The sequence below is a fragment of the Xaviernesmea rhizosphaerae genome (genome assembly GCF_001938945.1).
Lineage (GTDB): Bacteria > Pseudomonadota > Alphaproteobacteria > Rhizobiales > Rhizobiaceae > Xaviernesmea > Xaviernesmea rhizosphaerae.
In genome coordinates, this window is sequence record NZ_MKIO01000029.1 from 93,811 (window position 1) to 117,002 (window position 23,192).

Consider the following 23,192-nt stretch of genomic DNA (forward strand, 5'->3'; position numbering starts at 1 on the left):
TCCGACTCAGCGAAAGGCCAGCCGGATCAGATAGAGGCAGGCGCCGAGGATGAGCGCCGGCAGCACGAGGATGCGCACGAGATAGGAGACGGCGATGGCGATCGAGGCGTTGAACAGATCGCCCGAAATCGCCACGCCGTCCGCCACCACCTTGGCCTGGGAGATCACGCCCTCCGACAGGCGTTCGACCACGCCGGACGCAGAGGTCACGGTTTCCGACAGGGCGGCGCCCGAAGCGCCGATCGCCGTGCCGATCCGGCCGAGAAGGCTCTGCTCCGGCGGGGCCACTTCCGGTGTTGGAGCGGGCGGCGGCACCACGGCGGCTTCGGCCGCCTTGTCGCTATAGTCGGTCTGCAGCCGGTCGAAGACGGCGGTCGCCTGTTTCCAGGCGGTATTGGTCATCGCCTCGCCGGCATGGAAAGCCAGCGTGTAGGACAGGGGCAGCGCCAGCGCGCCGACAAGCCCGAGCACCACCAGTCCCCGCATCAGCCTTTGCCCCGCCTCCGGCAGGCTGCGGCCAAGTCCGGCGATGAGCGCGAGCAGGGCGGAAGCGGCGGCGAGGCCCACCGCCGCGACCTTGGCGACCGGCAGGACGATGGTGGAGAGAATGCCGGAGAGGATCGCCAGCCAGAAGAGCAGCTCGGCCATGCGGTCGATCGTGTTGGTAACGGGCTGCAGCAATTGTCCGGGGCTCGCAGTGACCGAGGCCACGCCGACACCGCCCGTGACATCCGCATCCTTGGCCACGCTCATCACCGAATTCATCACCCGGAGCGTTCCATAAAGGGCGGTGCTGCCGATGGTGACGTCGCGATTATAGCCGGCGGCCCGGTCCGCCAGCGGATTGGCGAAGGCCAGCAGAACCGCCAGGGCCGCTGTCAGCAGCCAACCCAGCGCCTGACGGCGTCGTCCTGACATGCGCGTCTCCTTTCGGTGGTCCGACCAATCATCCGCTGCCGGGACGCGTGGACATCAGCGCCACGTCATCATCTTAAGGCCGGACGGGTTCTGCCTGCCGAAAGCGGCAAGCCGCTTGTCTATATAGGTCGATGACGGCCAAAGCGCAGCCCATGCAAGCGTGTGGCATCCCGCGGCGCGTACAAGGCCGCGACCGGCGCGATCAGAAGCCGATCCACCAGAGGCCGAGGGCCAGCGTGGCGATTGCGGTGCCGATGCCGATGGCGGGCGTCTTGCGGCCGAGGAAGAAGGCCAGAGCACCGACGGCGACCGCCAGCAGCCGCACCCAGAGCGGCGAGGCGGCAAGTTCGCCGGTGGGGAAGACGATGAGCTTGGAGACGACGGCCGCCACCAGCGCGGTGGCGACGGCGCGCACCCAGTTGAGCATTTCCGAGCTCTCGTCCAGCCGGTTGCCGATGATCACGCCGAGCCAGCGCCAGATGTCGGTGGCGAGAAATCCGGCGATCGCAATGAAGAGATAGCCCTCAGGCCCCGGGGTCCAGTTCATGCCGCCTTCCCTTCCCGCTTGCGCCAGGCCCGCTCGATCATCCAGGCGAGCGTGCCGCCGCCGATGCCGGAGACGAGAATGTCGAAATCGGGCACAGCCAGCGCCGCGAAGGGGCCGATGAAGAGGCCGATCACGAGCGCCACGGGAATGACCCTCTGGCGCGCCGAACTCCAGATCGAGGCGAGAAAATAGACCGGCGTCAGGAAGAACAGGCAGCCGGCCACCAGCGGCGGAAAGGTGGAGACGAAGGGATAGACCAGCGCCACCAGCGCCATGCAGGAGAGCGTCAGCGTCAGCCCAAGTGCCGCGACGAAAGCGAGCCGGTGCGGACGCGGAACCGCCTGCACCCGCTCCATGGCCATGACCCAGGCGGTGATCGCGATCAGATGCGAGACCAGCAGGAGCGCCCAGCTCGGGGTTTTCGCCGTGCGGATTTCCGGAATCAGCGCCGCGATCATCGGCATCAGCCGGATGGAGGACAGGGTGACGGCGAGGAAGGCGGCGATCAGCGGCGCGCCGCTGACGATCGACCCCACGAGAATCACCTTGGCCGGCAGCGCCCAGATGATTCCGGTCATGAACACGGCCTGCGCCATGGGAATGCCGGACTGCGCGGCGAAGGCGGCAAAGCCGGAAAAGGAGATGAGCAGGATCATCCCCGGCAGGCTGAAGAGACCGAGCATGCCGCGCCCGATCCAGTAAGCGCGCGTGCGCTCCGGCAGGCCATCCTTTTCAGGGAGGTCGCCCCCTCGGCCGTGTGGGATCGGCGGCCCGTGCTTCTCGGTCATGCCATCAGCCTTTGCTGTGCTTTCCGCCGCCGCGCGTGACGCGTCTGATCAGCGTTCCTGTCCGGCTGCCTTTCAGGCAGTAGCGGATGCACGCTCGCGAAGAAACCACCATCGCACATGGCTGTCATGAAGAAGGCGCAACACGTCATGCGCCTGGGCGATCCTAAAAGGCCCGCTTCGATCATCGCACCGCCCGGCGATGCCATGACCGAGCCGAAAGAGCGACACCGTCCTGGTCAGCCGGCTTTTCCACGAAAAGGCGAAAACGAAAAAGGCCGGACGATCCCGCCCGGCCCTTTCCTTCATCTTTGAGCAAGCATCGCTTACTTGCGCGGCACCTTGGGAACGGTGCGGCCCTTGCGTGGTGCATCGGGCTCCGGCGTCTGCGCGGGCTTGGCGGCCTTGCGGCCGGAGGCCTTGGGCTCTGCGCCCACGGTTTCCACCTCGGCCTGAGGTTCGGCCTTGGCGCTCTTGCGCGCGGGGCGAACCACTTCGGCCTTCGGCTTGATCCGTTCGCTCTCCGGCACCGATTCCAGAACAATACCCTTGGAGCCATCGGGCTTGTCGCCGATCGTCACCTTGACGACGCCGCCCTTCTTGAGCTTGCCGAAAAGGATTTCCTCGGCGAGCGGCTTCTTGATGTTTTCCTGGATCACGCGCGAGAGCGGGCGGGCGCCCATCTTCTCGTCGTAACCCTTCTCGGCCAGCCAGGCGACGGCCTCCGGCGCGAGGTCGAAGGTGACGTTGCGTTCGGCCAGCTGGGTTTCCAGCTGCATGACGAATTTCTGCACCACCTGATGGATGACCGGCGTCGGCAGCGGGCCGAAGGGGATCACCGCATCCAGACGGTTGCGGAATTCCGGCGTGAACAGCCGGTTCAGCGCCTCCACATCCTCGCCCGTGCGCTTGGACGAGCCAAAGCCGATGGCGGCCTTGGCCATATCCGAAGCCCCCGCATTGGTCGTCATGATCAGGATGACGTTGCGGAAGTCGATCTTCTTGCCGTTATGGTCCGTCAGCTGGCCATGGTCCATGACCTGCAGCAGGATGTTGAACAGATCCGGATGCGCCTTCTCGATCTCATCGAGCAGCAGCACGCTGTGCGGATGCTGGTCGATGCCATCGGTCAAGAGCCCGCCCTGATCGAAGCCGACATAGCCGGGAGGTGCGCCGAGCAACCGCGAGACCGTATGGCGCTCCATGTATTCCGACATGTCGAAGCGCAGAAGCTCCACGCCGAGCGAAGCGGCGAGTTGCTTGGCCACTTCGGTCTTGCCCACGCCGGTCGGGCCGGAGAAGACATAGCAGCCGATCGGCTTGTTCGGCTCGCGCAGGCCGGCGCGGGCCAGCTTGATTGCCGAGGACAAGGCTTCGATCGCCAGATCCTGACCATAGACGACCGTGCGCAGCTCCTTGTCCAGATTGGCGAGAACGGTCTCGTCATCCTTGGACACGGTCTTGGGCGGGATGCGGGCCATGGTGGCGATGGTGGCCTCGATCTCCTTCTCGGTGATCAGCTTGCGCCGCTTGGCCACGGGCAGCAGCATCTGCGCCGCACCGGTCTCGTCGATCACGTCGATCGCCTTGTCCGGCAGCTTGCGGTCGGAAATGTAGCGGGCCGACAGTTCGACGGCCGACTTGATCGCCTCGTTGGAATATTTCAGCTTGTGGTAATCCTCGAAGTAAGGCTTGAGCCCCTTCATGATCTCGATCGCATCGTTGATCGACGGTTCGTTGACGTCGATCTTCTGGAAACGGCGGACCAGCGCGCGGTCCTTCTCGAAGAACTGGCGATATTCCTTATAGGTGGTCGAGCCGATGCAGCGGATCGCGCCTGAGGAAAGAGCCGGCTTCAGCAGGTTGGAGGCGTCCATCGCCCCGCCCGAAGTGGCGCCCGCACCAATCACCGTGTGGATCTCGTCGATGAAGAGGACCGCGCCGGGATAATCCTCGAGCTCCTTGACGACCTGCTTCAGCCGCTCCTCGAAATCGCCACGATAGCGCGTGCCAGCCAGCAGCGTGCCCATGTCGAGCGAGAAGATCGTGGCATTGGCCAGCGCTTCCGGCACCTTGCCCTCGACGATGCGCTTGGCCAGCCCTTCGGCAATCGCCGTCTTGCCGACGCCGGGATCGCCGACATAGAGCGGGTTGTTCTTGGAGCGGCGGCACAGGACCTGGATCGTGCGGCTGACCTCGGAATGACGGCCGATCAGCGGATCGATCTTGCCGATCTTGGCCTTCTCGTTGAGATTGACGCAATAGGCAGAGAGCGCATCCTGCGGCTTCTTCTGCCCGGTTTCGTCATCGGTGCGCGCAGCCTTCGGCTCGGCCTCGCCTTCATCGACGCCGCGCGGCGGCCGCGCCTCCGAAGTGCCGGGACGCTTGCCGATTCCATGCGAGATGAAATTGACGGCGTCATAGCGCGTCATCTCCTGCTCCTGCAGGAAATAGGCGGCATGGCTTTCCCGCTCGGCGAAGATCGCCACCAGCACATTGGCGCCGGTAACCTCTTCACGGCCGGACGACTGGACATGGATGACGGCGCGCTGGATCACGCGCTGGAAGGAGGCCGTCGGCTTGGAATCCTCGTCATAGCCAGTGACGAGATTGCTCAGTTCGTTGTCGACATAGTCGGCGACGGTCTTGCGCAGGGTTTCGAGATTGACATTGCAGGCCCCCATGACGGCCGCGGCATCCGCGTCGTCGATAAGCGCAAGCAGCAGATGTTCGAGGGTCGCATATTCGTGATGGCGCTTGTTGGCGAGCGTCAGCGCCTGATGGAGTGCCTTTTCAAGGCTGGGCGAAAATGTTGGCACGTGCGTTCCTCATTTCTTTTCCATGACGCATTGAAGCGGATGCTGATGCTGACGCGCAAAATCCATCACCTGCATCACCTTGGTCTCCGCGACCTCGTAGGTGAAGACGCCGCATTCCCCCACCCCGTGGTGGTGGACATGCAGCATGATCTTGGTCGCCTCTTCGAGATCCTTCTGGAAAAACCGCTCCAGAATATGGATCACGAACTCCATCGGCGTGTAGTCGTCATTCAGAAGCAGGACACGATACAGACTCGGCTTCTTGGTCTTCGGCTTGGTCCGGGTGATGACCGATGTGCTCCGGCCACCCTCCCCGCCGCCGTCTTTCTCACTCTGCATCCGGATCGGCAGTGCGATCATTTCTTGTTCATTCCCTTATCGGATCGCCGAGCCTCCGGCTGCAATGCGACCATTCGATGACATGTTATCTAGTGGTTCGTTTCCTGATTTTAAGCCCGTTCTGCCGCTCTGCAACGATATTCGCAGGGGCCGCGCCAGAATGCTCGGCAGACGCCGCAATCGCTGGGAAACCTCTCGCCGGAATGGCGGTTCCGGCTGATATGGGGACGAAGCGCGCAAAACAAAACCGGCCGCAGAAATCTGCGGCCGGTTTCGGCTCAATCCGGAAATTGACGATGGACCCGGCGGGGCCCGTCCGTGCCATCAGGCAGCGGCGGAATCTCAGGCAGCGGCAGCGGCCTGGGCCGCGGCGGCCTTCACATTGGCGGCAGCCTTGGCGACCGGCGCTTCATAAGACTTGTAGGCGCTGCGGGCCAGATCGGCATACATTTCGCCGAGCTTGGTGGCTTCGGCGACGTAGCCCTCATAGGCCGACTTCACGAAGTTGGTCTGCAGCTCGACCGCAGTCTCGATGCTGCGAACCGACGACAGACGCTCGATATGGGCAACGCTTTCCTCGAAGGAGCGCTTGGAATAGTCGGTCGCTTCCGCGGCGATGGCCTGGAAGCCCTTCGCCATCGAGGCGTAGGACTTCAACACCAGGTCCATGGCTTCCTTGTTGCGCTTATTTGCTTCATCAAATGCAAACATGGGATGTCTCCTCTCACCAGTTTATGCTGACAAAAAGAGTATGTGCGGTGCACAATGAAGTCAATGTGCACCGCGGTATAGCCAGGGATGGAATCACTAGAAATAGCGAGAAAACCGACCAAAAATCCGTGATCACCTTTTGATTGCAGGCGCTGCGGGCCTCAGAGATCGATCGCCAGGATCGCCATCGAGAAATTGTAGGACAGTTCGCCGTCTTCCTCGTCGCGGAAGATCACGCCCAGGAACTCGTCGGCCAGATAGACCTCGGCCGATTCGTCCTTGCGCGGGCGCGGCTTGATGACGATCTCCTGGTTCAGGTTGCGCTTGAAATAGGCTTCGAGCTTCTTGACTTCTTCAGGCTTCACGGATGTCTCCGACGTGAGGGTGGGCCGTCATCGCGCGGCGAAGGCGCCAGAAAGGCGCTCGGCTCCGGGCAGCGCCGGACGGCGGAACGGCAAAGGAGGACAGCGCGCGATGCGCCGTGCGGGCTTTTCTCACGAAGCCACGGGCGGTGTAAAGCCGCGCCCGAGACAATTTGCGACAAAGGCTGCGCCCGACCCGCGCAAAACGGCGCGCGCCTTCACCGCGCACGCGCCATTCTGCTGCCGTCAGCTCTCGAAGGGCGGCACCAGCTGATCCATCGAGCGCGCGGGCTCCGAGCAGCCGGCCTCGCCCACCACCCGCGCCGGCACGCCGGCGACGGTGGACTTGGGCGGAACGGGCTTGAGAACGACCGAGCCGGCCGCCACGCGCGAGCAGTTGCCGACATGGATATTGCCGAGGATCTTGGCGCCCGCGCCGATCAGCACGCCATTGCCGATCTTCGGATGGCGGTCGCTGCCTTCCTTGCCCGTGCCGCCGAGCGTCACGCCATGGAGGATCGAGACATTGTCGCCGATCACTGCGGTTTCGCCCACCACAAGCCCGGTGGCATGATCGAGGAAGATGCCCTTGCCGATGCGCGCAGCCGGATTGATGTCGGTCTGGAAGATCGAGGAGGAGCGGCTCTGCAGGTAAAGGGCGAGGTCGCGCCGGCCGTGCGAGAACAGCCAATGCGCCAGACGATGGGTCTGGATGGCGTGGAAGCCCTTGAAATAGAGCAGAACCTCCATGAAGCGGGTGCATGCCGGATCGCGGTCATAGACGGCCTGGATATCGACGCGCAGGATCGAGCTCCATTGCGGCCAGTCCGCCGCCATTTCCGCAAAGGCCTGGCGCAGCAGGCTTGCCGAGAGGTCGCCATGGTCCAGCCTCTCGCAGATGCGGTGGATCACGGCCTTTTCCAGCGAGGTCTGGTTGATGATCGTCGCGTAGAGGAAGGCTCCCAGGACCGGCTCGCGCTCGGCGGCAAGGGCGGCTTCCTCGCGCAGGCTGTCCCAGATCGGATCCATCGGCTGGATCGTCTCGCTGGAACGGATGTCGGTCCTGGCAGCCATTGCCGCTCTCCTTGCACCTTGCGAATAGGGGCCTTGTGACGGCGCGCAGCTCATGGGAACTCCCAGGGCACGCGCCGCTGTCCTTCTCCTTTCCGATGAGGACGGAAAGGCCTGTCAATTTGAGTGGCACATATAGGGCAAAATCACGCCAACGGAAATGGCCCTGCGGCCACAACACAGGTCCCTCTCTGCCTTCCGGACCAGGGCGGGTGGCCTGCCTGCATCGTTCGCTGCGGACACGCCCGCTATTTGCGGCCGGGCATAAGCCGGACCTCGCGCGCCATCGGGCAGCGCGCCCGGCGTCAATGACCGGCATGCTGCTCCAGGAAAGCGAGGACGGCGGCCTTGAACACCCGGTCGCCGACAGCCAGCATGTGGTCGCGGTTGGGAATGTCGAGCGCGGTGGCATTCGGCATCAGGGCGGCCAGCGCCTGAGGCGATCCGCCAATATCGTCGCGCGTGCCCACGGCCACCAGCGTCGGTGCGGCGATCCGGCCCATGTCCTCGACTGAGAGGAGATCGCGCGAGGTCGAGATGCAGGCGGCAAGGGCCTGACGGTCGCTCTTGGTCTGATCGGCGAAAGCGCGGAACATGCGGCCGCGCTCATGGCTCACCTCCTCCAGCGAGGGCGCCAGCAGCGCGTCGGCGATCGGGTCCCAATCGCCCACGCCCTCGACCATGCCGATGCCGAGACCGCCGAGCACGAGCGCGCGCACGCGCTCCGGCGTCTCGCGCGCCAGGAAAGCCGAGATGCGCGCGCCCATGGAATAGCCCATCAGCGTGGCCGAGGTGATGCCGAGATGATCGAGCAGCGCCCGGGCATCGGCCGCCATGGCCGGCGGATGATAGAGGGCAGGATCGTGCGGCTTGGCGCTTCGGCCATGGCCGCGATTGTCGAGCGCGATCACCCGGTAACCGGCATCACCCAGCGTCTTCAGCCAGCCGGGAAAGACCCAGTTGACGAGCGCGCTGGAGGCGAAGCCGTGAATGAGCAGCACCGGCGGACCGGCAGGATCGCCCTTGTCGAAAAAGGAAAGATCCAGCCCGTCATGGCGAAAGGTCTGGAACGACGGAGCGTTGAGATCCATGGGGCAAAACTCCTTCAAACGGTCTTCGTCCGGCACCAAGGGCGCCGGCCATCATCTTTATGCGGCGTCTTCTTACATGGTGACGGCCCGGCGCGCGACCGCAAAGCGCAGCCGATCTGCCCACCATCACGCCCGATCGTGGCGCCGGAAAATCCGGCATGAGGCACGCTTGGCGTCTACACATTTGCCGCAAAGCTTTCTAAGGTGCCGGCCGATCGAAACCCGATACCGCAAGAACCGGAGCATAGAGCCATGGCCAGTCACGGCATTCCCCATTTCCAGAACGACGGCGGCCATGCCGTGATCGAAATCGGCGTCAAGGAGTTCATGTGCACCGGCGCCTCCATTCCCTTCGACCATCCGCACATCTTCATCGACATGGGCGACGACAACGAGAAGGTCTGCTCCTACTGTTCGACGCTCTATCGCTACAACCCTGCCCTTAAGGCAGAAGAGACCGTGCCCTCGGGCTGCCTTTTTTCGGTCAAGGCGGCCTAAGACCGTTCGATGCCGCATGATCTGCCCGTCGCCATCGCCGGGGCGGGCATTGCCGGCCTGACGGCCGCGCTGTCGCTCGCCCGTCACGGCTTCCAGGTCGACATCGTCGAGCAGGCGACGGAGTTGAAGGAAGTCGGCGCGGGGCTGCAGCTCTCGCCGAACGCCACGGCCGTCTTGGAGCGGATCGGGCTCGGCCACGACCTCGCGCGCGTCTGGCGCGAGCCGGAGGAAATTCGGCTGTCCGACGGCGCGAGCCTTAGCCGCGTGGCCGCGGTGCCGGCCGGCGCCTATGCCCGGCAGCGCTGGGGCCATGCCTATGCCGCCATCCACCGCGCCGCCCTGCAGCAGGTGCTAAGCGCGGCGGTGGCCGCCCATCCGCTCTGCCGCCTGCATCTGGGCCAGCGGCTGGATGGCGGCACGATCTCCCGTCTCGACGCCATTACGGGCCGGCGCCCGGCCGTGCTCATCGGTGCCGATGGCGCCCGGTCCGCGTTGCGCGCGGTTCTTCCCGGCGCCGGCGCGCGGCATTTTTCCGGTCACGTAGCCTGGCGCATGACCCTGCCCTTCGACAAGGCGCCAGACGTGCTCGATCCGCAGGCGGTGACGGCCTTCATGGCGACGCGGGCCCATGCGGTGGCCTATCCGCTGCGCGATGCCTTCAATCTGGTGGTGATCGGCCGCGGCAGCGCCGATCTCGCCGCCGGCAGCCCGCATCAGGTGCCGGCCGATCTGCTGGCGCTCTGGCATCCCGGCCTTCAGGCGGCGATCCGCCAAGCGACGCCGGCCGTGGCCTGGCCGCTCTTCGAGGTGGCAGACGGCGCCTGGGACGATGGCGCGCAGCGTGTGCTCATCGGCGATGCTGCCCATGCGATGACACCCTTTGCCGCACAGGGTGCGGCCATGGCGATCGAGGACGCCTTCGAGCTGGCGGGTTTTCTCGCGCAATCGCGCGCGCCGGCCGATGCTTTCGCCGCCTATCGCCGCCATCGCGCCGGCAGGATCGACAAGGTGCGCGCCCGCGCGGCCTTCAACCGCTTTGCCTATCACGCCGCCGGTCCGCTGCGGCTCGGCCGCAATCTCGTACTCGGCCTGCGCCGCGGCGAAAGTCTCGCCGCGGATTTCGACTGGCTCTATGGCTATCAGGCGCGGGGATAATCCGCGCCATTCGCGCTGCGGCCACTGCCGTCCAGCAGCGACTGCAACAATTTTGGGGCTTCCCTCTTAAAGCAGCGAGGCCGCGGCAAAGCCTAGCTCGAGATCACGCTGGAGATCGGCGACGTTTTCCAGACCGATCTGCAGACGGATGACTGTGCCCTCCGCCGGTCCCTTGGCGATGACGCGGTCGTTGAGATTGACGTGCACGGCCAGGCTCTCATAGCCGCCCCAGGACCAGCCGAGCCCGAAGAGCCGGAGCGCGTCGAGGAAGGCATAGGCCTTGGCCTTGCGGGCGCCGGGCTCAGCCTTCAGGACGAAGGAGAAGACACCGGACGCCCCTTTGAAATCGCGCTTCCACAGCGCGTGTCCCGGGAAGCTTTCCAGCGCGGGATGCAGAACCGCCGCCACCTCCTCGCGCGTTTCCAGCCAGCGCGCAATTGCCAGCGCGCTTTCGCCGTGATGTGCCAGCCGCACGCCCATGGTGCGCAGGCCGCGCAGCACCTGATAGGAATCATCGGGTGATCCGCAGATGCCGAGCGTGATCGAGGCCTCGTGCAGCCGCTCCCACTGCGCCGCATTGGCCGAGACGGTGCCGAGCAGGATGTCGGAATGGCCTGCCGGATATTTCGTCGCGGCATGGATCGAAATATCGACGCCGTGGTCGAGCGGACGGAAATAGAGCGGCGTCGCCCAGGTATTGTCCATGGTGACGACGGCACCGTGGCGATGGGCGACATCGGCGATCGCGCGAATATCCTGCATTTCAAACGTGTTGGAGCCCGGGGCTTCGGTGTGCACCAGCCGGGTGTTCGGCCGCATCAGGCTCTCGATGCCGGCGCCGATCTCAGGATCGTAATAGTCGACGGTCACGCCGAGATGCGTGAGCATCGCATTGCAGAAATGCCGCGTCGGCCCATAGACCGAGTCGACAATCAGGGCGTGATCACCCGCGGAGAGCAGCGCCAGGAACGGCACCGTCACCGCCGCCAGCCCCGAGGGCACGACGATGGTGCCGGCAGAGCCCTCCAGCGCGTCGATCGCCTCGCACAGGGCGTCGGTCGTCGGCGTGCCGCGCGTGCCATAGGTATATTTCTGCGCCCGCGTCTCCATGGCCGCCGCATTGGGAAACAGCACCGTAGAGGCATGCACGACGGGCGGATTGACGAAGCCGTGGAAGTCGAAGGGATGATTGCCGAGATGGGCGAGCCGCGTGTTCATTCCGGCAGAGGCCAGTGCGTCCTTATAGACGGGATCCTTGTCATCAGTCATCGCGAAAGCATGCTCCATTGAGATGCCCTCTCTTGAAACCGAGACCCCGCATCCGTCAAGAGTCGGCACTTTTGATCGAACAAAGTGAATCAGCCTGGGATACCAGGGATATTCCTGGGGGATATCGATTATTTTTTGTGCGGTGGGCGGATTTATCCCCGTTTATTCGCGAATTTCAGTGGCAAACTCGCAGAAAAAAACAGCAATGCCTTTGTGATGAGCAAGCCGACTTGACCGGGGTTGTTTTTATGATGAGATAGAATTCTGAGCGCCACCCGCGGTGGTTGTACATCGAGAGGTGGCAGCAGCTTTCGATCGCTCTTTCAGCGCAGATGACAACACAAAAAGGTTCAAACAATGGCAAACAGGATTCTGGCAGTGCTGATCGGCGCTGCGGTCATGGGGATCGGCGCGCAGGCTTCGGCGGGCACCCTGGAAGACGTGAAAGCCAAGGGCTTCCTGCAGTGCGGCGTCAACGCAAATCTGTCAGGCTTCGGCTCGCAGGATTCCTCCGGCCAGTTCGCGGGTCTTGATATTGACCTTTGCAAGGCCGTGGCGGCCGCTGTTTTCGGCGACGCCACCAAGGTCAAGTTCACGCCTCTCTCGGCCAAGGACCGTTTTCCGGCGCTGCAGTCGGGCGAGATCGACATGCTGGCCCGTAACACGACCTGGACTGCCAGCCGCGACAGCCAGCTCGGCTTCGACTTCCGCGCCGTCAACTATTACGACGGCCAGGGCTTCATGGTCCGCAAGGAGCTGAACGTGAAGTCGGCGCTGGAACTCTCGGGCGCCGCTGTCTGCGTACAGACCGGCACGACCACCGAGCTGAACCTGGCCGACTACTTCAAGTCGCACAACCTGCAATACAATCCGGTCGTGTTTGAAAAGCAGGAAGAAGTCGATGCCGCCTACAATGCCGGCCGTTGCGACGTCTACACCACCGACCAGTCGGGCCTGTACTCGATCCGCCTGTCGCTCTCCAATCCGGACGATCACGTGATTCTGCCGGAAATCATCTCCAAGGAGCCGCTCGGCCCGGCCGTTCGCCAGGGCGACAGCAAGTGGTTCGACGTGGTGTCCTTCTCCCATTACGCCATGGTGGCCGCCGAGGAATTCGGCATCACCCAGGCCAATGTCGAGGAAATGAAGAAGTCGCCGAACCCGGATATCAAGCGCTTCCTCGGCGAGGAACAGGGCTCGACCATCGGCGCCGATTTCGGCCTGTCCAAGGACTGGGCCGTGAACATCATCAAGGCCGTCGGCAATTACGGCGAAGCCTTCGAGCGCAATGTCGGCCAGGGCTCGCCGCTGAAGATCAAGCGTGGCCTCAACGCGCTGTGGAACCAGGGCGGCCTGCAATACGCTCCACCGATCCGCTAAGGCGGATGTTGACGCGCTAAGCGTCCAATCCTGCGGAAGGCACCCCCGCGCCTTCCGCGACTCTCATTTCAAACGCCCGGCCAACAGGGCGATGCAAAAGGGGTTAAACATGGCTTCCGCTGATGCCCGCGATGGGGATGGCCGTCGCGCATCTCTTCTCTATGATCCGTCTGTGCGTGCCTATGCCTATCAGGCGCTGACCGTTCTCGTGGTCGGCTGGCTGATCTGGCAGGCCTGGTCCAATGCCGCCGAGAACCTCGCCCGCGCCAATATGACGGCCGGCTTCGGCTTTCTGTCCGGCCGCGCCGGCTTCGACCTCGGCCAGGCGCTGATGGCCTACAGTTCCGATTCCACCTTCGCCCGTGCGCTGACCGTCGGTCTGCTCAACACGCTGCTCGTCGGCGTTCTCGGCATCATCACCGCCACGATCGTCGGCCTGCTGATCGGCATCGGCCGGCTTTCGAAGAACTGGCTGATCGCGCGGCTCTGCACGATCTATGTCGAGCTGTTCCGCAACATCCCGCCGCTGCTGGTCATCTTCTTCTGGTACAAGGGTGTGCTGTCGATCCTGCCGGATTTTCGCGCCATTCGCGCCGGCGTGGAACAGGCCAAGGCCGCCGATCCCTCTGTCGGGGACCCGCTGTTCATCATCTCCAACCGCGGCATCAGCTTTCCCGCGCCGATCTTCCAGCCCGGCTTCGGCGCTGTCTGGATCGCGCTGGCCGCGGCCGTGCTGGGCGCGATCGGTTTCACCCTGTGGGCCAACAAGGTCCAGGCGGCCACGGGCAAGCGCCCGCCGGCGCTTCTCGTCTCCGTCGCGCTGATCGTGCTGCTTCCGCTCGCAGTCTTTTTCGCGGCCGGCCAGCCGATCGCCTTCGACTATCCCGTGCTCGGACGCTTCAACCTGAGCGGTGGCGGTCTCATCAGCCCGGAATTCCTGTCGCTCTATCTGGCACTCTCGCTCTATACCGCCTCCTTCATCGCCGAAATCGTGCGGGCCGGCATTCGCGGCGTGCCCTCGGGCCAGTTCGAGGCCTGCAGCGCGCTCGGCGTGCGGTCCGACCGCGCCATGCGCCTGGTGATCCTGCCGCAGGCCATGCGCATCATCATTCCGCCTCTGACATCGCAATATCTCAACCTGATCAAGAACTCTTCGCTCGCCGTCGCCGCCGGCTATCCCGATCTCGTGCAGGTGGGCAACACCATCCTGAACCAGAGCGGCCGCGCCATAGAGGTGATCGCCATCTGGATGATCGTATATGTCACGATCAGCCTGGTCACATCCGTCTTCATGAACTGGTTCAATGCCAGGATGGCCCTGAGGGAGCGTTGAGATGACCGAGAGCCTCTCCCCGAATATGACCACCGAACTCGGCTATGTCCGCCAGACCTTCCTGCCGCAACAGCCCGCACCGAAGGCGAAATCCACCACGCTTTCCTGGATCCGGGACAATCTGTTCCCGTCGGTCGGCAACAGCATCCTGACGCTCATCGCCCTGGCGCTGCTCGTCCGCTATCTGCCGGGGCTGATCGACTGGCTGTTCGTCTCGGCCCAATGGACAGGCACAGACCGGGCGGCCTGCGCCACCGCAGTTCAGGGCGGCGTTCGCCCCGATGGCTGGAGCGGCGCCTGCTGGGCCTATGTCGGCGACCGCTTCCAGCAGTTCATGATCGGCTCCTATCCGCGGTCCGAAGCCTGGCGGCCCTATCTGGTGGCCGCCCTGTTCGTGGCGCTCTTGGTACCGCTGCTGATCCCCTCGGTCCCGCGCAAGGGGCTGAACGCGCTGCTGATGCTCGTTGCCCTGCCCATCGTCGCCTATATCCTGCTGCTCGGCGGGGTCTTCGGCCTCGAACATGTCGAAACCGCGCTCTGGGGCGGCTTGATGGTCACCCTGATCATCTCCTTCGTCGGCATCGCCGTGTCCCTGCCCGTCGGCGTGCTGCTGGCGCTGGGGCGGCGCTCGACCATGCCAATCGTCAAGACCTTCTGCGTGCTGTTCATCGAGTTCATCCGCGGCGTGCCGCTGATCACCGTCCTGTTCATGGCCAGCGTGCTGCTGCCGCTGTTCCTCGAGCCGGGCGACACGATCGACAAATTCCTGCGCGCGCTCGTCGGCGTGTCCATCTTCGCCTCCGCCTATATGGCGGAAGTGATCCGCGGCGGCCTGCAAGCCATTCCCAAGGGACAATATGAGGGCGCCGACTCGCTCGGCCTCAACTATTTCCACAAGATGGGCTTCGTCATCCTGCCGCAGGCGATCAAGCTGGTCATTCCCGGCATCGTCAACACCTTCATCGGCATGTTCAAGGACACCTCGCTGGTCTCGATCATCTCGATGTTCGACCTGCTCGGCGTGGTCAAGAACAGCTTCAGCGACGCGACATGGCTGACGCCGGTGACCCCGATGACGGGCCTGGTTTTTGCCGGCTTTGTCTTTTGGATGTTCTGCTTCGGCATGTCGCGCTATTCTGGCTTCATCGAGCGCCGGCTCGACAAGGGGCACAAGCGCTGACCCTTCAAACGCGAAAGCCTGCGCCAGCGCGCCGGGAAGGCCCCGATCCTTCCCGGCACCATCGTAACAAGCAAAGAAAAAACAAGGGAAACGACAGATGAGTGCTCAAGCCGCGCCGAAAGCGATGACCGTCTCCGCGACAGACGTTGCCGTCGAGATCATCGGCATGAACAAATGGTATGGCGACTTCCACGTTCTGCGCGACATCAACCTCAAGGTCATGCGCGGCGAACGGATCGTGATTGCCGGCCCCTCGGGCTCCGGCAAATCGACGATGATCCGCTGCATCAACCGCCTGGAAGAGCACCAGAAGGGCAAGATCATCGTTGACGGCATCGAGTTGACCAACGACCTCAAGAAGATCGACGAAGTGCGGCGCGAAGTCGGCATGGTGTTCCAGCACTTCAACCTGTTTCCGCATCTCACCATCCTGGAAAACTGCACGTTGGCGCCGATCTGGGTGCGCAAGATGCCGAAGAAGGATGCCGAAGAGATCGCGATGCACTATCTCAAGCGCGTCAAGATCCCGGAACAGGCAAACAAATATCCCGGCCAGCTCTCCGGCGGCCAGCAGCAGCGCGTGGCGATTGCCCGCTCGCTCTGCATGAAGCCGAAGATCATGCTGTTCGACGAGCCGACCTCGGCACTCGACCCCGAAATGGTCAAGGAAGTGCTCGACACCATGGTCGGCCTGGCCGAAGAGGGCATGACCATGCTCTGCGTTACCCATGAAATGGGCTTCGCCCGCCAGGTGGCCAACCGCGTGATCTTCATGGACCAGGGCCAGATCGTCGAGCAGAATTCGCCCGCCGAATTCTTCGATAATCCGCAGCACGAGCGCACCAAGCTCTTCCTGAGCCAGATCCTGCATTGATCTCAGGGCTCCGCTAATCACCGGCCCGAAGCGCAAGGGCATCTCTCGACAGGCGTCGGCAATGGTCAAAATTGCCGGCGCCTGTCGCCGTTTGATAGACAGGAGCGCGCGGGGTTGGTCTGTCGATCCGCTGCAGACGCTTTCGGCAGATCGCGCTTGCGCTCCCCGCGGCCCGCCTCTTCCAACCCTCCAGCACCCGGCCCCGCTCAGGGGGGCCCGCGGCCGGAGCATCGGCTTGAGACCGAACGCAGTCTTATGCTCCAGGATTTTGTTTTTGCACCGGATTTCTCCGAAAGTCGGCTCCCGCTTTCCTATCCGACGCGCTTCAAAAAAAGCAGCCCGCCCAAAACAAAACCCGCCCTGGTCGGACCACGGCGGGTTTTAATGTCTTAAGAAAAGAAAGCGGTGTCTCAGCCGGCCATAGCGGAAGCGACAGCCTCGACGGCGTCCGCCGCCTTGTCGCCGTCCGGGCCACCGGCCTGGGCCATGTCTGCGCGGCCGCCGCCGCCCTTGCCACCGAGCGCGGCGGAGGCGACGCGCACGAGCTCGACGGCGCTGAAGCGGCCGGTCAGGTCCTCGGTGACGCCGACGACGGCGCTCGCCTTGCCGTCGGCCACGCCGACGAAGACGACGACGCCGGAACCCAGGCTCTTCTTGCCGTCATCGGCCAGACCCTTGAGATCCTTGGGCTCGACGCCGGTGACGACCTTGCCGAGGAAGGGCACGCCCGCAACCTCGCGCGGCGCATCGCTTGCCTGCGTGCCGCCCGTCAGGGCCAGCTTGCGCCTGGCATCGGCCAGTTCGCGCTCCATCTTGCGCCGCTCGTCGACCAGCTGTTCGACACGCGACAGGACTTCGGCCGGCTGCACCTTGAGCTGGCCGGCGAGCGCCTTGACCCGCTCATCCTGCTCGCTGAGATAGGCCAGAGCGCCGGGGCCGGTCAGCGCCTCGATGCGGCGCACGCCGGCGCCGACCGCACTTTCGCCGAGGATCTTGACGAGGCCGATCTGGCCCGTCGCCGCCACATGCGTGCCGCCGCACAGTTCCACCGAATAGGGCTTGCCCGCCTTGTTGCCATGCAGCGCGGTGCCCATGGAGACGACACGCACTTCGTCGCCATATTTTTCGCCGAACAGCGCCATCGCGCCTTCGGCAATGGCGTCATCGACGCTCATCAGCCGCGTGGTGACCGCCGTGTTCTGCACCACGATCTCATTGGCCATGTCCTCGACCACCTTGAGTTCCTCGGCCGACATCGGCTTGGGATGCGAGACGTCGAAACGCAGGCGCTCGGGCGCAACGAGCGAGCCCTTCTGCGCCACATGGGTGCCGAGCACCTCGCGCAGCGCCTCGTGCAGGAGGTGGGTGGCCGAGTGATTGGCGCGCAGCCGTGCACGGCGGCCATGATCGACCTCCAGCGCCGCCGCCTGGCCAGCCTCGACCGTACCCTCCTCGACCTCGGCGATGTGGACGAACAGGCCATCGCCACGCTTCTGCGTGTCGGTGACCTTCAGCCGCGCCTGTTCGGTGGTGATGGTGCCGGCATCGCCCATCTGGCCGCCGGACTCGCCATAGAACGGGGTCTGGTTCAGGACCACCTGAACGCTTTCGCCGGCTTTTGCCGAGGCGATCTCCGCCCCGTCGCGCACCAGCGCTTGGATCACGCCTTCCGCGGTCTCGGTCTCATAGCCGAGGAATTCGGTGGCGCCCAGGCGCTCGCGCAGGCCGTACCAGATGGTCTCGGCCGCCGCGTCGCCCGACCCCGCCCAGCTTGCGCGCGCCTCGGCCTTCTGCCGTTCCATCGCGGCGGCAAAGCCGTCGGTATCCACGCCGACGCCGCGGGCGCGCAAGGCATCCTGCGTCAGGTCGAGCGGAAAGCCATAGGTGTCGTAGAGCTTGAAGGCGGTCTCGCCATCCAGCCGATCGCCTTCGCCGAGCGTGGCCGAGGCATCGTTCAGCAGGCCAAGGCCGCGCTCCAGCGTCTTGCGGAAGCGGGTTTCCTCGAGCTTCAGCGTTTCCGAAATCAGGCTCTCGGCGCGGATCAGCTCGGGATAGGCGCGGCCCATCTGGCCGACCAGGGCCGGCAGCAGCCGGTACATCAGCGGATCTTTCGCACCCAGCAGCTGCGCATGGCGCATGGCGCGGCGCATGATGCGGCGCAGAACATAGCCGCGGCCTTCATTCGACGGCAGAACGCCATCGGCGATCAGGAAGGCGGAGGAGCGCAGGTGGTCGGCAATCACGCGGTGGCTGGCGCGCTGGTCGCCCTTGGCCTTCACGCCGGTTGCCTCGACCGAGGCCGCGATCAGCGCCTGAAACAGGTCGATATCGTAATTGTCATGCTTGCCCTGCAGCAGCGCGGCGACGCGCTCGAGGCCCATGCCGGTATCGATGGACGGACGCGGCAGGTCGACGCGCTCCTCCTTCGTCACCTGCTCATACTGCATGAAGACGAGGTTCCAGATCTCGATAAAGCGGTCACCATCCTCATCGGCGGAGCCGGGCGGCCCGCCCCAGATATGGTCGCCATGATCGTAGAAGATCTCGGAACAGGGGCCGCAGGGGCCGGTATCGCCCATGGCCCAGAAATTGTCGCTGGTCGGAATGCGGATGATGCGCTCGTCCGGCAGGCCGGCGATCTTCTTCCACAGGCCGAAAGCCTCGTCGTCGGTGTGATAGACGGTGACCAGCAGGCGATTGCGGTCGATGCCGAATTCGCGGGTCACAAGCGTCCAAGCCAGCTCGATCGCCCGTTCCTTGAAATAGTCGCCGAAGGAGAAATTCCCCAGCATCTCGAAGAAAGTGTGGTGGCGGGCGGTGTAGCCGACATTGTCGAGGTCATTGTGCTTGCCGCCGGCGCGCACGCATTTCTGCGCGGTGGTCGCCGTGGAATAGGGGCGGCTTTCCAGTCCGGTGAAGACGTTCTTGAACTGCACCATGCCGGCATTGGTGAACATCAGCGTCGGGTCATTGCGCGGCACGAGCGGACTCGAGGGCACGATCTCGTGGCCATTCGTCTTGAAGAAGTCGAGGAAGGTCGACCGGATTTCGTTCACGCCACTCATTCGCTTGCCTCTGCTGTTTCCGCCTGCCCGCCCCCGTTCAAGGCCGGACGCGCCCACGCCCCGGATCTCGTTTCCCTGCGGCCCTGCCCGGCCGGCTCATCGAGCGAAACCACAGCCGAAGCCACAAGGGGAACAGCGGCTTTTATCGTTGCAGAAAAACCCTGTCCAGCGCGCAAACGAAAAGGCTTGAGATCGACCGCCCGCCGGGCGCAAACGCCCCACCTTGCCGCGTAACGTTGCCGCATCGCCTTATCGGATCACGAGGCCCCACAAGCAAAAAGGGCGGCACCTTCCGGCACCGCCCTTTTTCAAACCGTCAGCCCAGGGCCGCGTCGTCGTCGTCGCTCTCGCCGGCCTCGGGGCCGCCATTCTCCAGGAACTTCTCGGCGATCAGCCCGGCATTCTGGCGCAGCGCCATTTCGATCTCGCGCGCGGCATTGGGATTGTCGCGCAGGAACTGCTTGGCGTTCTCGCGCCCCTGGCCGAGGCGCTGGCTGTTATAGGAGAACCAGGCGCCCGACTTCTCGACGATGCCAGCCTTGACGCCGAGATCGACGAGCTCGCCGGTCTTGGAGACGCCTTCGCCATACATGATGTCGAATTCGACCTGCTTGAAGGGCGGGGCCATCTTGTTCTTGACCACCTTGACGCGGGTCTGGTTGCCGACCACCTCGTCACGCTCCTTGACCGAACCGATGCGGCGGATATCGAGACGGACCGAGGCGTAGAACTTCAGCGCATTGCCGCCGGTCGTGGTCTCGGGCGAGCCGAACATGACGCCGATCTTCATACGGATCTGGTTGATGAAGATCACCATGCAGTTCGACTTGGAGATCGACGCCGTCAGCTTGCGCAGTGCCTGGCTCATCAGGCGAGCCTGAAGACCCGGCAGGCTGTCGCCCATCTCGCCCTCGATTTCGGCGCGCGGCGTCAAAGCTGCGACCGAGTCGACCACCAGCACGTCGATCGCGCCGGAGCGCACCAGCGTATCAGTGATTTCAAGCGCCTGCTCGCCGGTATCGGGCTGGGAGATCAGCAGGTTTTCCAGATCGACGCCGAGCTTGCGGGCATAGATCGGGTCCAGAGCATGTTCGGCATCGACGAAGGCGCAGACACCGCCCTTCTTCTGCGATTCGGCAATGGTCTGCAGCGCCAGCGTGGTCTTGCCCGAGCTTTCCGGCCCGTAGATCTCGACGATACGGCCCTTGGGCAGGCCGCCGATCCCCAGCGCGATATCCAGCCCTAGCGAGCCGGTCGGCACGGTCTCGATCTCGACCACGCTGTCCTTGCCGCCAAGCTTCATGATCGAACCCTTGCCGAAAGAGCGTTCGATCTGGGAAAGTGCCGCCTCGAGTGCCTTGCTTTTGTCCACGGATTTTTCCTCTACCAGCCGCAAAGAATTCTGTGCCATTTCGTCCACCTTTAGGTTATCGGAACTGTCGAGGCAATCACGCCGCCGCTCAGGACTATGTACTGCTTTTGTTCTCAATCCACAAGAGGCGAACAAGTCCTTGCCGGTAAATTGGAATTTTATTTTCGTTCCACAGATGTTCACGCTGGGGACAATCGGTGCCTGCTTTATGACGAAACCGACGCAGAGCGGCGCGAATCGCGCTTTTGGCGAGGATGATCGGCGATGCTGAACCTCCTCGAGGACCACGCGGTCGTGGTGCTGGGCGGTGCGCATCTCGATCGGCGGGGGCGCATCGGCGGGCAGACCGTAATGGGCGCCAGCAATCCCGGCAGCCTGTTCGAGGAAGCGGGCGGCGGCGGCTTTAATGCCGCGCGCAACCTGGCGCGGCTCGGTGCGGCGGTGACGATGGTCAGCCCGCGCGGCGGCGATGCGGCGGGCGAGATGGTGGCGCAGGCCGCGCTCGATGCCGGCGTTACCGACAAGCCCTTCGTCTTCCTCGATCGTCGCACCCCGAGTTACACGGCGATCCTGGAAGCCGATGGCAATCTCGTCATCGCCATTGCCGACATGGATCTCTACCGCCTGTTTGGCCCGCGCCGCGTGCAGCAGCGGCAGCTGCGCGAGCAGATTGCGGCAGCCGACGCTCTTTTGACCGATGCCAACCTGCCCGCTGAGACACTCTTGGCAGCGCTTCTTCTGGCGGAAGCCGAGGGCCGGATCAAGGCGGGCATCGCGATTTCGCCGGCCAAGGTCCTGCGCTTCCAGCCGAGCCTCGACGCGCTCGATCTCCTGTTCATGAACCGGGCGGAAGCGGCCGCGCTGGTGGCGGCGCAGACGGGGCTGGACGGCGAAGCAGACGGCGCCGGCATCGATCCGGCCAGCGTCGATCCCGCAAGCTGGCCGGCGCGCCTGTCGGCGCTGGGTCTCAAGGGCGGGGTGGTCACCTCGGGCGCCGGACCCGTCATTGCCTTTTCGCACGGTCAAGCCGTGCTGCTGCAGCCGCCGAAGCTCCCCGCGCTCGCCGACGTCACCGGCGCCGGCGATTCGCTGGCGGCGGGATTTCTGGCCGCGCGGCTTGCCGGCCTCGATCTGGGCCAGAGCCTGCGCCATGGCGTGGCCGCGTCGCTGGTCACGCTCGCCTCACCGCTCGCGGTCTCGTCGCAGATGAGCCCGCCGCTCCTGGCGGGCGCGCTTGCCCATGTGCCCGACGTCACGCATCTGCCACCTGTGAGAGGGAGCAGCGCGGCATCGATCGCGGCTTTCTAAGGCCCGCGAAGAAAAACGACTTCTCCTGGCGCAGGCCCAAATGCGGCGCCAAATGCCAGACGACTCGCCGGCTGCGCAAACGCCCCCGCCGGCTTCCAGCTCCAAGAGGATCCATGTGATGACCCGACCCGCCTCCCCGCTCCTGCCCATGCGTCTTTCGGCCGAGGTTGCCGCCGCCAAGGAGCGCAGCGCGCCGGTTGTTGCGCTGGAATCGACCATCATTACCCATGGCATGCCCTATCCGGGCAATCTGAACATGGCCCGCAGCGTCGAGACGATCATCCGCGAGGCCGGCGCCGTGCCGGCAACCATCGCCGTGATCGACGGCACGCTGCATATCGGCCTGGAAGAGGCCGAGCTAGAGACCCTGGCCCAGACCAAGGGTGCGATGAAGGTTTCCCGCGCGGACATCGCCTTTGCCATTGCCGAGCGGCGCACGGGCGCCACCACGGTGGCCGCGACGATGATCGCCGCCGCCCGCGCCGGCATCCGCGTTTTCGCGACAGGCGGCATTGGCGGTGTCCATCGCGGTGCGGAACTGAGCTTCGACATTTCGGCCGATCTGGAAGAGCTGGCGATCTCGCCCGTGATCGTCGTCTGCGCAGGCGCAAAAGCGATCCTCGATATCCCGAAGACGCTGGAAGTGCTGGAGACGCGCGGCGTGCCCGTCGTCACCTTTGAAAGCGAGGCTTTCCCTGCCTTCTGGTCGCGCGAATCGGGCCTTGCCTCGCCGCTCAGCCTCAACAGCCCGGCGGCGATCGCCAATTTCCAGAAGGTGCGCGACCAGCTCGGCATCGATGGCGGCATGCTGATCGCCAATCCCGTACCGGAAGAGGCGGAAATCCCGCGCGAGGAAATGGAGATCTACATCGCCCGCGCGCTCGACAATGCCAAGCGCGACGGCATTCTCGGCAAAGCGGTCACGCCCTATCTGCTGCAGAGCATTTTCGAGATCACCGACGGGCGCAGCCTCCAGACCAACATTGCGCTGGTGGAAAACAATGCGCGCCTGGCGGCCGAAATCGCAGTTGCCATGGTGTGAGACGGAGGTCTCGGGGTTGAGTACGAAAGCGCGAGCCCTCGCCTTCGCATCCATGCAAAGGCCCGTCCCGAGG

General features: G+C 64.3%; 21 protein-coding genes. 9 read left to right on the forward strand and 12 right to left on the reverse strand.

Annotated features, from left to right (window positions below):
- Positions 1-6: 6 nt before the first annotated feature.
- From BJF92_RS11245 to BJF92_RS11255, 3 genes are all read right to left on the reverse strand, one after another.
- A complete protein-coding gene (locus tag BJF92_RS11245; protein WP_075634837.1) occupies positions 7-918 on the reverse strand; it encodes a hypothetical protein in 912 nt (303 codons plus the stop codon).
- Positions 919-1,120: 202 nt separating this feature from the next.
- Positions 1,121-1,465, reverse strand: coding sequence for an AzlD domain-containing protein (locus BJF92_RS11250; RefSeq protein WP_075634838.1), 345 nt, complete (start codon positions 1,463-1,465; stop codon positions 1,121-1,123).
- Positions 1,462-2,148 (reverse strand): AzlC family ABC transporter permease, encoded by a 687-nt coding sequence (locus BJF92_RS11255; RefSeq protein ID WP_075635028.1) that lies wholly within the window; start codon positions 2,146-2,148, stop codon positions 1,462-1,464. Before BJF92_RS11255 ends, BJF92_RS11250 begins: the two co-directional genes overlap by 4 nt.
- Before the next feature lie 222 nt (positions 2,149-2,370).
- Here BJF92_RS11255 and BJF92_RS25150 point away from each other — a divergent pair, with 222 nt between their 5' ends.
- On the forward strand, positions 2,371-2,565 hold the full coding sequence (locus tag BJF92_RS25150; RefSeq protein WP_143524002.1) for a hypothetical protein: 195 nt from the start codon (positions 2,371-2,373) through the stop codon (positions 2,563-2,565).
- Between the two features lie 11 nt (positions 2,566-2,576).
- Here BJF92_RS25150 and clpA read toward each other — a convergent pair whose 3' ends face one another.
- The 6 genes from clpA to BJF92_RS11285 all read right to left on the reverse strand — a co-directional run bounded on the left by clpA (position 2,577) and on the right by BJF92_RS11285 (position 8,643).
- Positions 2,577-5,069 carry an ATP-dependent Clp protease ATP-binding subunit ClpA gene (gene clpA / locus BJF92_RS11260; protein WP_075634839.1) on the reverse strand — a complete coding sequence of 831 codons (2,493 nt, stop codon included), beginning with the start codon at positions 5,067-5,069 and terminating at the stop codon, positions 2,577-2,579.
- Between the two features lie 9 nt (positions 5,070-5,078).
- Positions 5,079-5,429: an ATP-dependent Clp protease adapter ClpS gene (gene clpS, locus BJF92_RS11265; RefSeq protein ID WP_075634840.1), complete on the reverse strand. Its 351-nt coding sequence runs from the start codon at positions 5,427-5,429 to the stop codon at positions 5,079-5,081.
- Positions 5,430-5,750: 321 nt separating this feature from the next.
- Positions 5,751-6,119, reverse strand: a complete 369-nt coding sequence (locus BJF92_RS11270) for a phasin family protein (RefSeq protein ID WP_075634841.1) — start codon at positions 6,117-6,119, stop codon at positions 5,751-5,753.
- A 161-nt stretch (positions 6,120-6,280) separates the two neighbouring features.
- On the reverse strand, positions 6,281-6,484 hold the full coding sequence (locus tag BJF92_RS11275; RefSeq protein WP_075634842.1) for a DUF3126 family protein: 204 nt from the start codon (positions 6,482-6,484) through the stop codon (positions 6,281-6,283).
- A gap of 243 nt (positions 6,485-6,727) precedes the next feature.
- Complete coding sequence (cysE, locus tag BJF92_RS11280; RefSeq protein WP_075634843.1) at positions 6,728-7,555, reverse strand: serine O-acetyltransferase; 828 nt, start codon at positions 7,553-7,555, stop codon at positions 6,728-6,730.
- A 302-nt stretch (positions 7,556-7,857) separates the two neighbouring features.
- The gene (locus BJF92_RS11285) at positions 7,858-8,643 is read right to left on the reverse strand and encodes an alpha/beta fold hydrolase (protein WP_075634844.1); all 786 of its coding nucleotides are present in this window, start codon (positions 8,641-8,643) and stop codon (positions 7,858-7,860) included.
- A 252-nt stretch (positions 8,644-8,895) separates the two neighbouring features.
- Here BJF92_RS11285 and BJF92_RS11290 point away from each other — a divergent pair, with 252 nt between their 5' ends.
- Entirely contained in the window at positions 8,896-9,141 is a 246-nt protein-coding gene (locus BJF92_RS11290) for a zinc-finger domain-containing protein (protein ID WP_075634845.1), read from the forward strand.
- Positions 9,142-9,150: 9 nt separating this feature from the next.
- Positions 9,151-10,296 (forward strand): FAD-dependent monooxygenase, encoded by a 1,146-nt coding sequence (locus tag BJF92_RS11295; protein ID WP_075634846.1) that lies wholly within the window; start codon positions 9,151-9,153, stop codon positions 10,294-10,296.
- A gap of 66 nt (positions 10,297-10,362) precedes the next feature.
- On the opposite strand, the gene BJF92_RS11300 is transcribed toward BJF92_RS11295, so the two are convergent.
- Positions 10,363-11,565 carry a cystathionine beta-lyase gene (locus BJF92_RS11300; RefSeq protein WP_075635029.1) on the reverse strand — a complete coding sequence of 401 codons (1,203 nt, stop codon included), beginning with the start codon at positions 11,563-11,565 and terminating at the stop codon, positions 10,363-10,365.
- A gap of 357 nt (positions 11,566-11,922) precedes the next feature.
- Here BJF92_RS11300 and BJF92_RS11305 point away from each other — a divergent pair, with 357 nt between their 5' ends.
- The 4 genes from BJF92_RS11305 (at position 11,923) to BJF92_RS11320 (ending at position 16,332) form a co-directional block, all read left to right on the forward strand.
- Positions 11,923-12,945, forward strand: a complete 1,023-nt coding sequence (locus BJF92_RS11305) for an amino acid ABC transporter substrate-binding protein (protein WP_075634847.1) — start codon at positions 11,923-11,925, stop codon at positions 12,943-12,945.
- A gap of 109 nt (positions 12,946-13,054) precedes the next feature.
- Complete coding sequence (locus tag BJF92_RS11310; protein ID WP_078057984.1) at positions 13,055-14,278, forward strand: amino acid ABC transporter permease; 1,224 nt, start codon at positions 13,055-13,057, stop codon at positions 14,276-14,278.
- Between the two features lies 1 nt (position 14,279).
- Positions 14,280-15,458, forward strand: coding sequence for an amino acid ABC transporter permease (locus tag BJF92_RS11315; RefSeq protein WP_425356465.1), 1,179 nt, complete (start codon positions 14,280-14,282; stop codon positions 15,456-15,458).
- A 97-nt stretch (positions 15,459-15,555) separates the two neighbouring features.
- On the forward strand, positions 15,556-16,332 hold the full coding sequence (locus BJF92_RS11320; RefSeq protein WP_075634849.1) for an amino acid ABC transporter ATP-binding protein: 777 nt from the start codon (positions 15,556-15,558) through the stop codon (positions 16,330-16,332).
- A 410-nt stretch (positions 16,333-16,742) separates the two neighbouring features.
- Here BJF92_RS11320 and alaS read toward each other — a convergent pair whose 3' ends face one another.
- Entirely contained in the window at positions 16,743-19,397 is a 2,655-nt protein-coding gene (alaS, locus tag BJF92_RS11325; protein WP_075634850.1) for an alanine--tRNA ligase, read from the reverse strand.
- 316 nt (positions 19,398-19,713) lie between these two features.
- The gene (recA, locus tag BJF92_RS11330) at positions 19,714-20,808 is read right to left on the reverse strand and encodes a recombinase RecA (protein ID WP_075634851.1); all 1,095 of its coding nucleotides are present in this window, start codon (positions 20,806-20,808) and stop codon (positions 19,714-19,716) included.
- Positions 20,809-21,033: 225 nt separating this feature from the next.
- On the opposite strand from recA, the gene BJF92_RS11335 reads away from it, so the two are divergent.
- On the forward strand, positions 21,034-22,077 hold the full coding sequence (locus tag BJF92_RS11335) for a carbohydrate kinase family protein (RefSeq protein WP_075634852.1): 1,044 nt from the start codon (positions 21,034-21,036) through the stop codon (positions 22,075-22,077).
- 118 nt (positions 22,078-22,195) lie between these two features.
- Complete coding sequence (locus BJF92_RS11340; protein ID WP_075634853.1) at positions 22,196-23,119, forward strand: pseudouridine-5'-phosphate glycosidase; 924 nt, start codon at positions 22,196-22,198, stop codon at positions 23,117-23,119.
- Positions 23,120-23,192 lie beyond the last annotated feature (73 nt).

Excerpts from the sequence above, each read along its gene's own strand:
- alaS (WP_075634850.1), bottom strand. The coding sequence starts at position 19,397 with ATGAGTGGCGTGAACGAAATCCGGTCGACCTTCCTCGACTTCTTCAAG.
- BJF92_RS11295 (WP_075634846.1), top strand. The coding sequence starts at position 9,151 with ATGCCGCATGATCTGCCCGTCGCCATCGCCGGGGCGGGCATTGCCGGC.
- BJF92_RS11290 (WP_075634845.1), top strand. The coding sequence starts at position 8,896 with ATGGCCAGTCACGGCATTCCCCATTTCCAGAACGACGGCGGCCATGCC.
- BJF92_RS11245 (WP_075634837.1), bottom strand. The coding sequence starts at position 918 with ATGTCAGGACGACGCCGTCAGGCGCTGGGTTGGCTGCTGACAGCGGCC.
- recA (WP_075634851.1), bottom strand. The coding sequence starts at position 20,808 with ATGGCACAGAATTCTTTGCGGCTGGTAGAGGAAAAATCCGTGGACAAA.
- BJF92_RS11310 (WP_078057984.1), top strand. The coding sequence starts at position 13,055 with ATGGCTTCCGCTGATGCCCGCGATGGGGATGGCCGTCGCGCATCTCTT.
- BJF92_RS11300 (WP_075635029.1), bottom strand. The coding sequence starts at position 11,565 with ATGACTGATGACAAGGATCCCGTCTATAAGGACGCACTGGCCTCTGCC.
- BJF92_RS11315 (WP_425356465.1), top strand. The coding sequence starts at position 14,280 with ATGACCGAGAGCCTCTCCCCGAATATGACCACCGAACTCGGCTATGTC.
- BJF92_RS11250 (WP_075634838.1), bottom strand. The coding sequence starts at position 1,465 with ATGAACTGGACCCCGGGGCCTGAGGGCTATCTCTTCATTGCGATCGCC.
- BJF92_RS11335 (WP_075634852.1), top strand. The coding sequence starts at position 21,034 with ATGCTGAACCTCCTCGAGGACCACGCGGTCGTGGTGCTGGGCGGTGCG.
- BJF92_RS11340 (WP_075634853.1), top strand. The coding sequence starts at position 22,196 with ATGACCCGACCCGCCTCCCCGCTCCTGCCCATGCGTCTTTCGGCCGAG.
- BJF92_RS11270 (WP_075634841.1), bottom strand. The coding sequence starts at position 6,119 with ATGTTTGCATTTGATGAAGCAAATAAGCGCAACAAGGAAGCCATGGAC.
- clpS (WP_075634840.1), bottom strand. The coding sequence starts at position 5,429 with ATGATCGCACTGCCGATCCGGATGCAGAGTGAGAAAGACGGCGGCGGG.
- BJF92_RS11320 (WP_075634849.1), top strand. The coding sequence starts at position 15,556 with ATGAGTGCTCAAGCCGCGCCGAAAGCGATGACCGTCTCCGCGACAGAC.
- BJF92_RS11285 (WP_075634844.1), bottom strand. The coding sequence starts at position 8,643 with ATGGATCTCAACGCTCCGTCGTTCCAGACCTTTCGCCATGACGGGCTG.
- BJF92_RS25150 (WP_143524002.1), top strand. The coding sequence starts at position 2,371 with ATGGCTGTCATGAAGAAGGCGCAACACGTCATGCGCCTGGGCGATCCT.
- BJF92_RS11255 (WP_075635028.1), bottom strand. The coding sequence starts at position 2,148 with ATGCTCGGTCTCTTCAGCCTGCCGGGGATGATCCTGCTCATCTCCTTT.
- BJF92_RS11305 (WP_075634847.1), top strand. The coding sequence starts at position 11,923 with ATGGCAAACAGGATTCTGGCAGTGCTGATCGGCGCTGCGGTCATGGGG.
- cysE (WP_075634843.1), bottom strand. The coding sequence starts at position 7,555 with ATGGCTGCCAGGACCGACATCCGTTCCAGCGAGACGATCCAGCCGATG.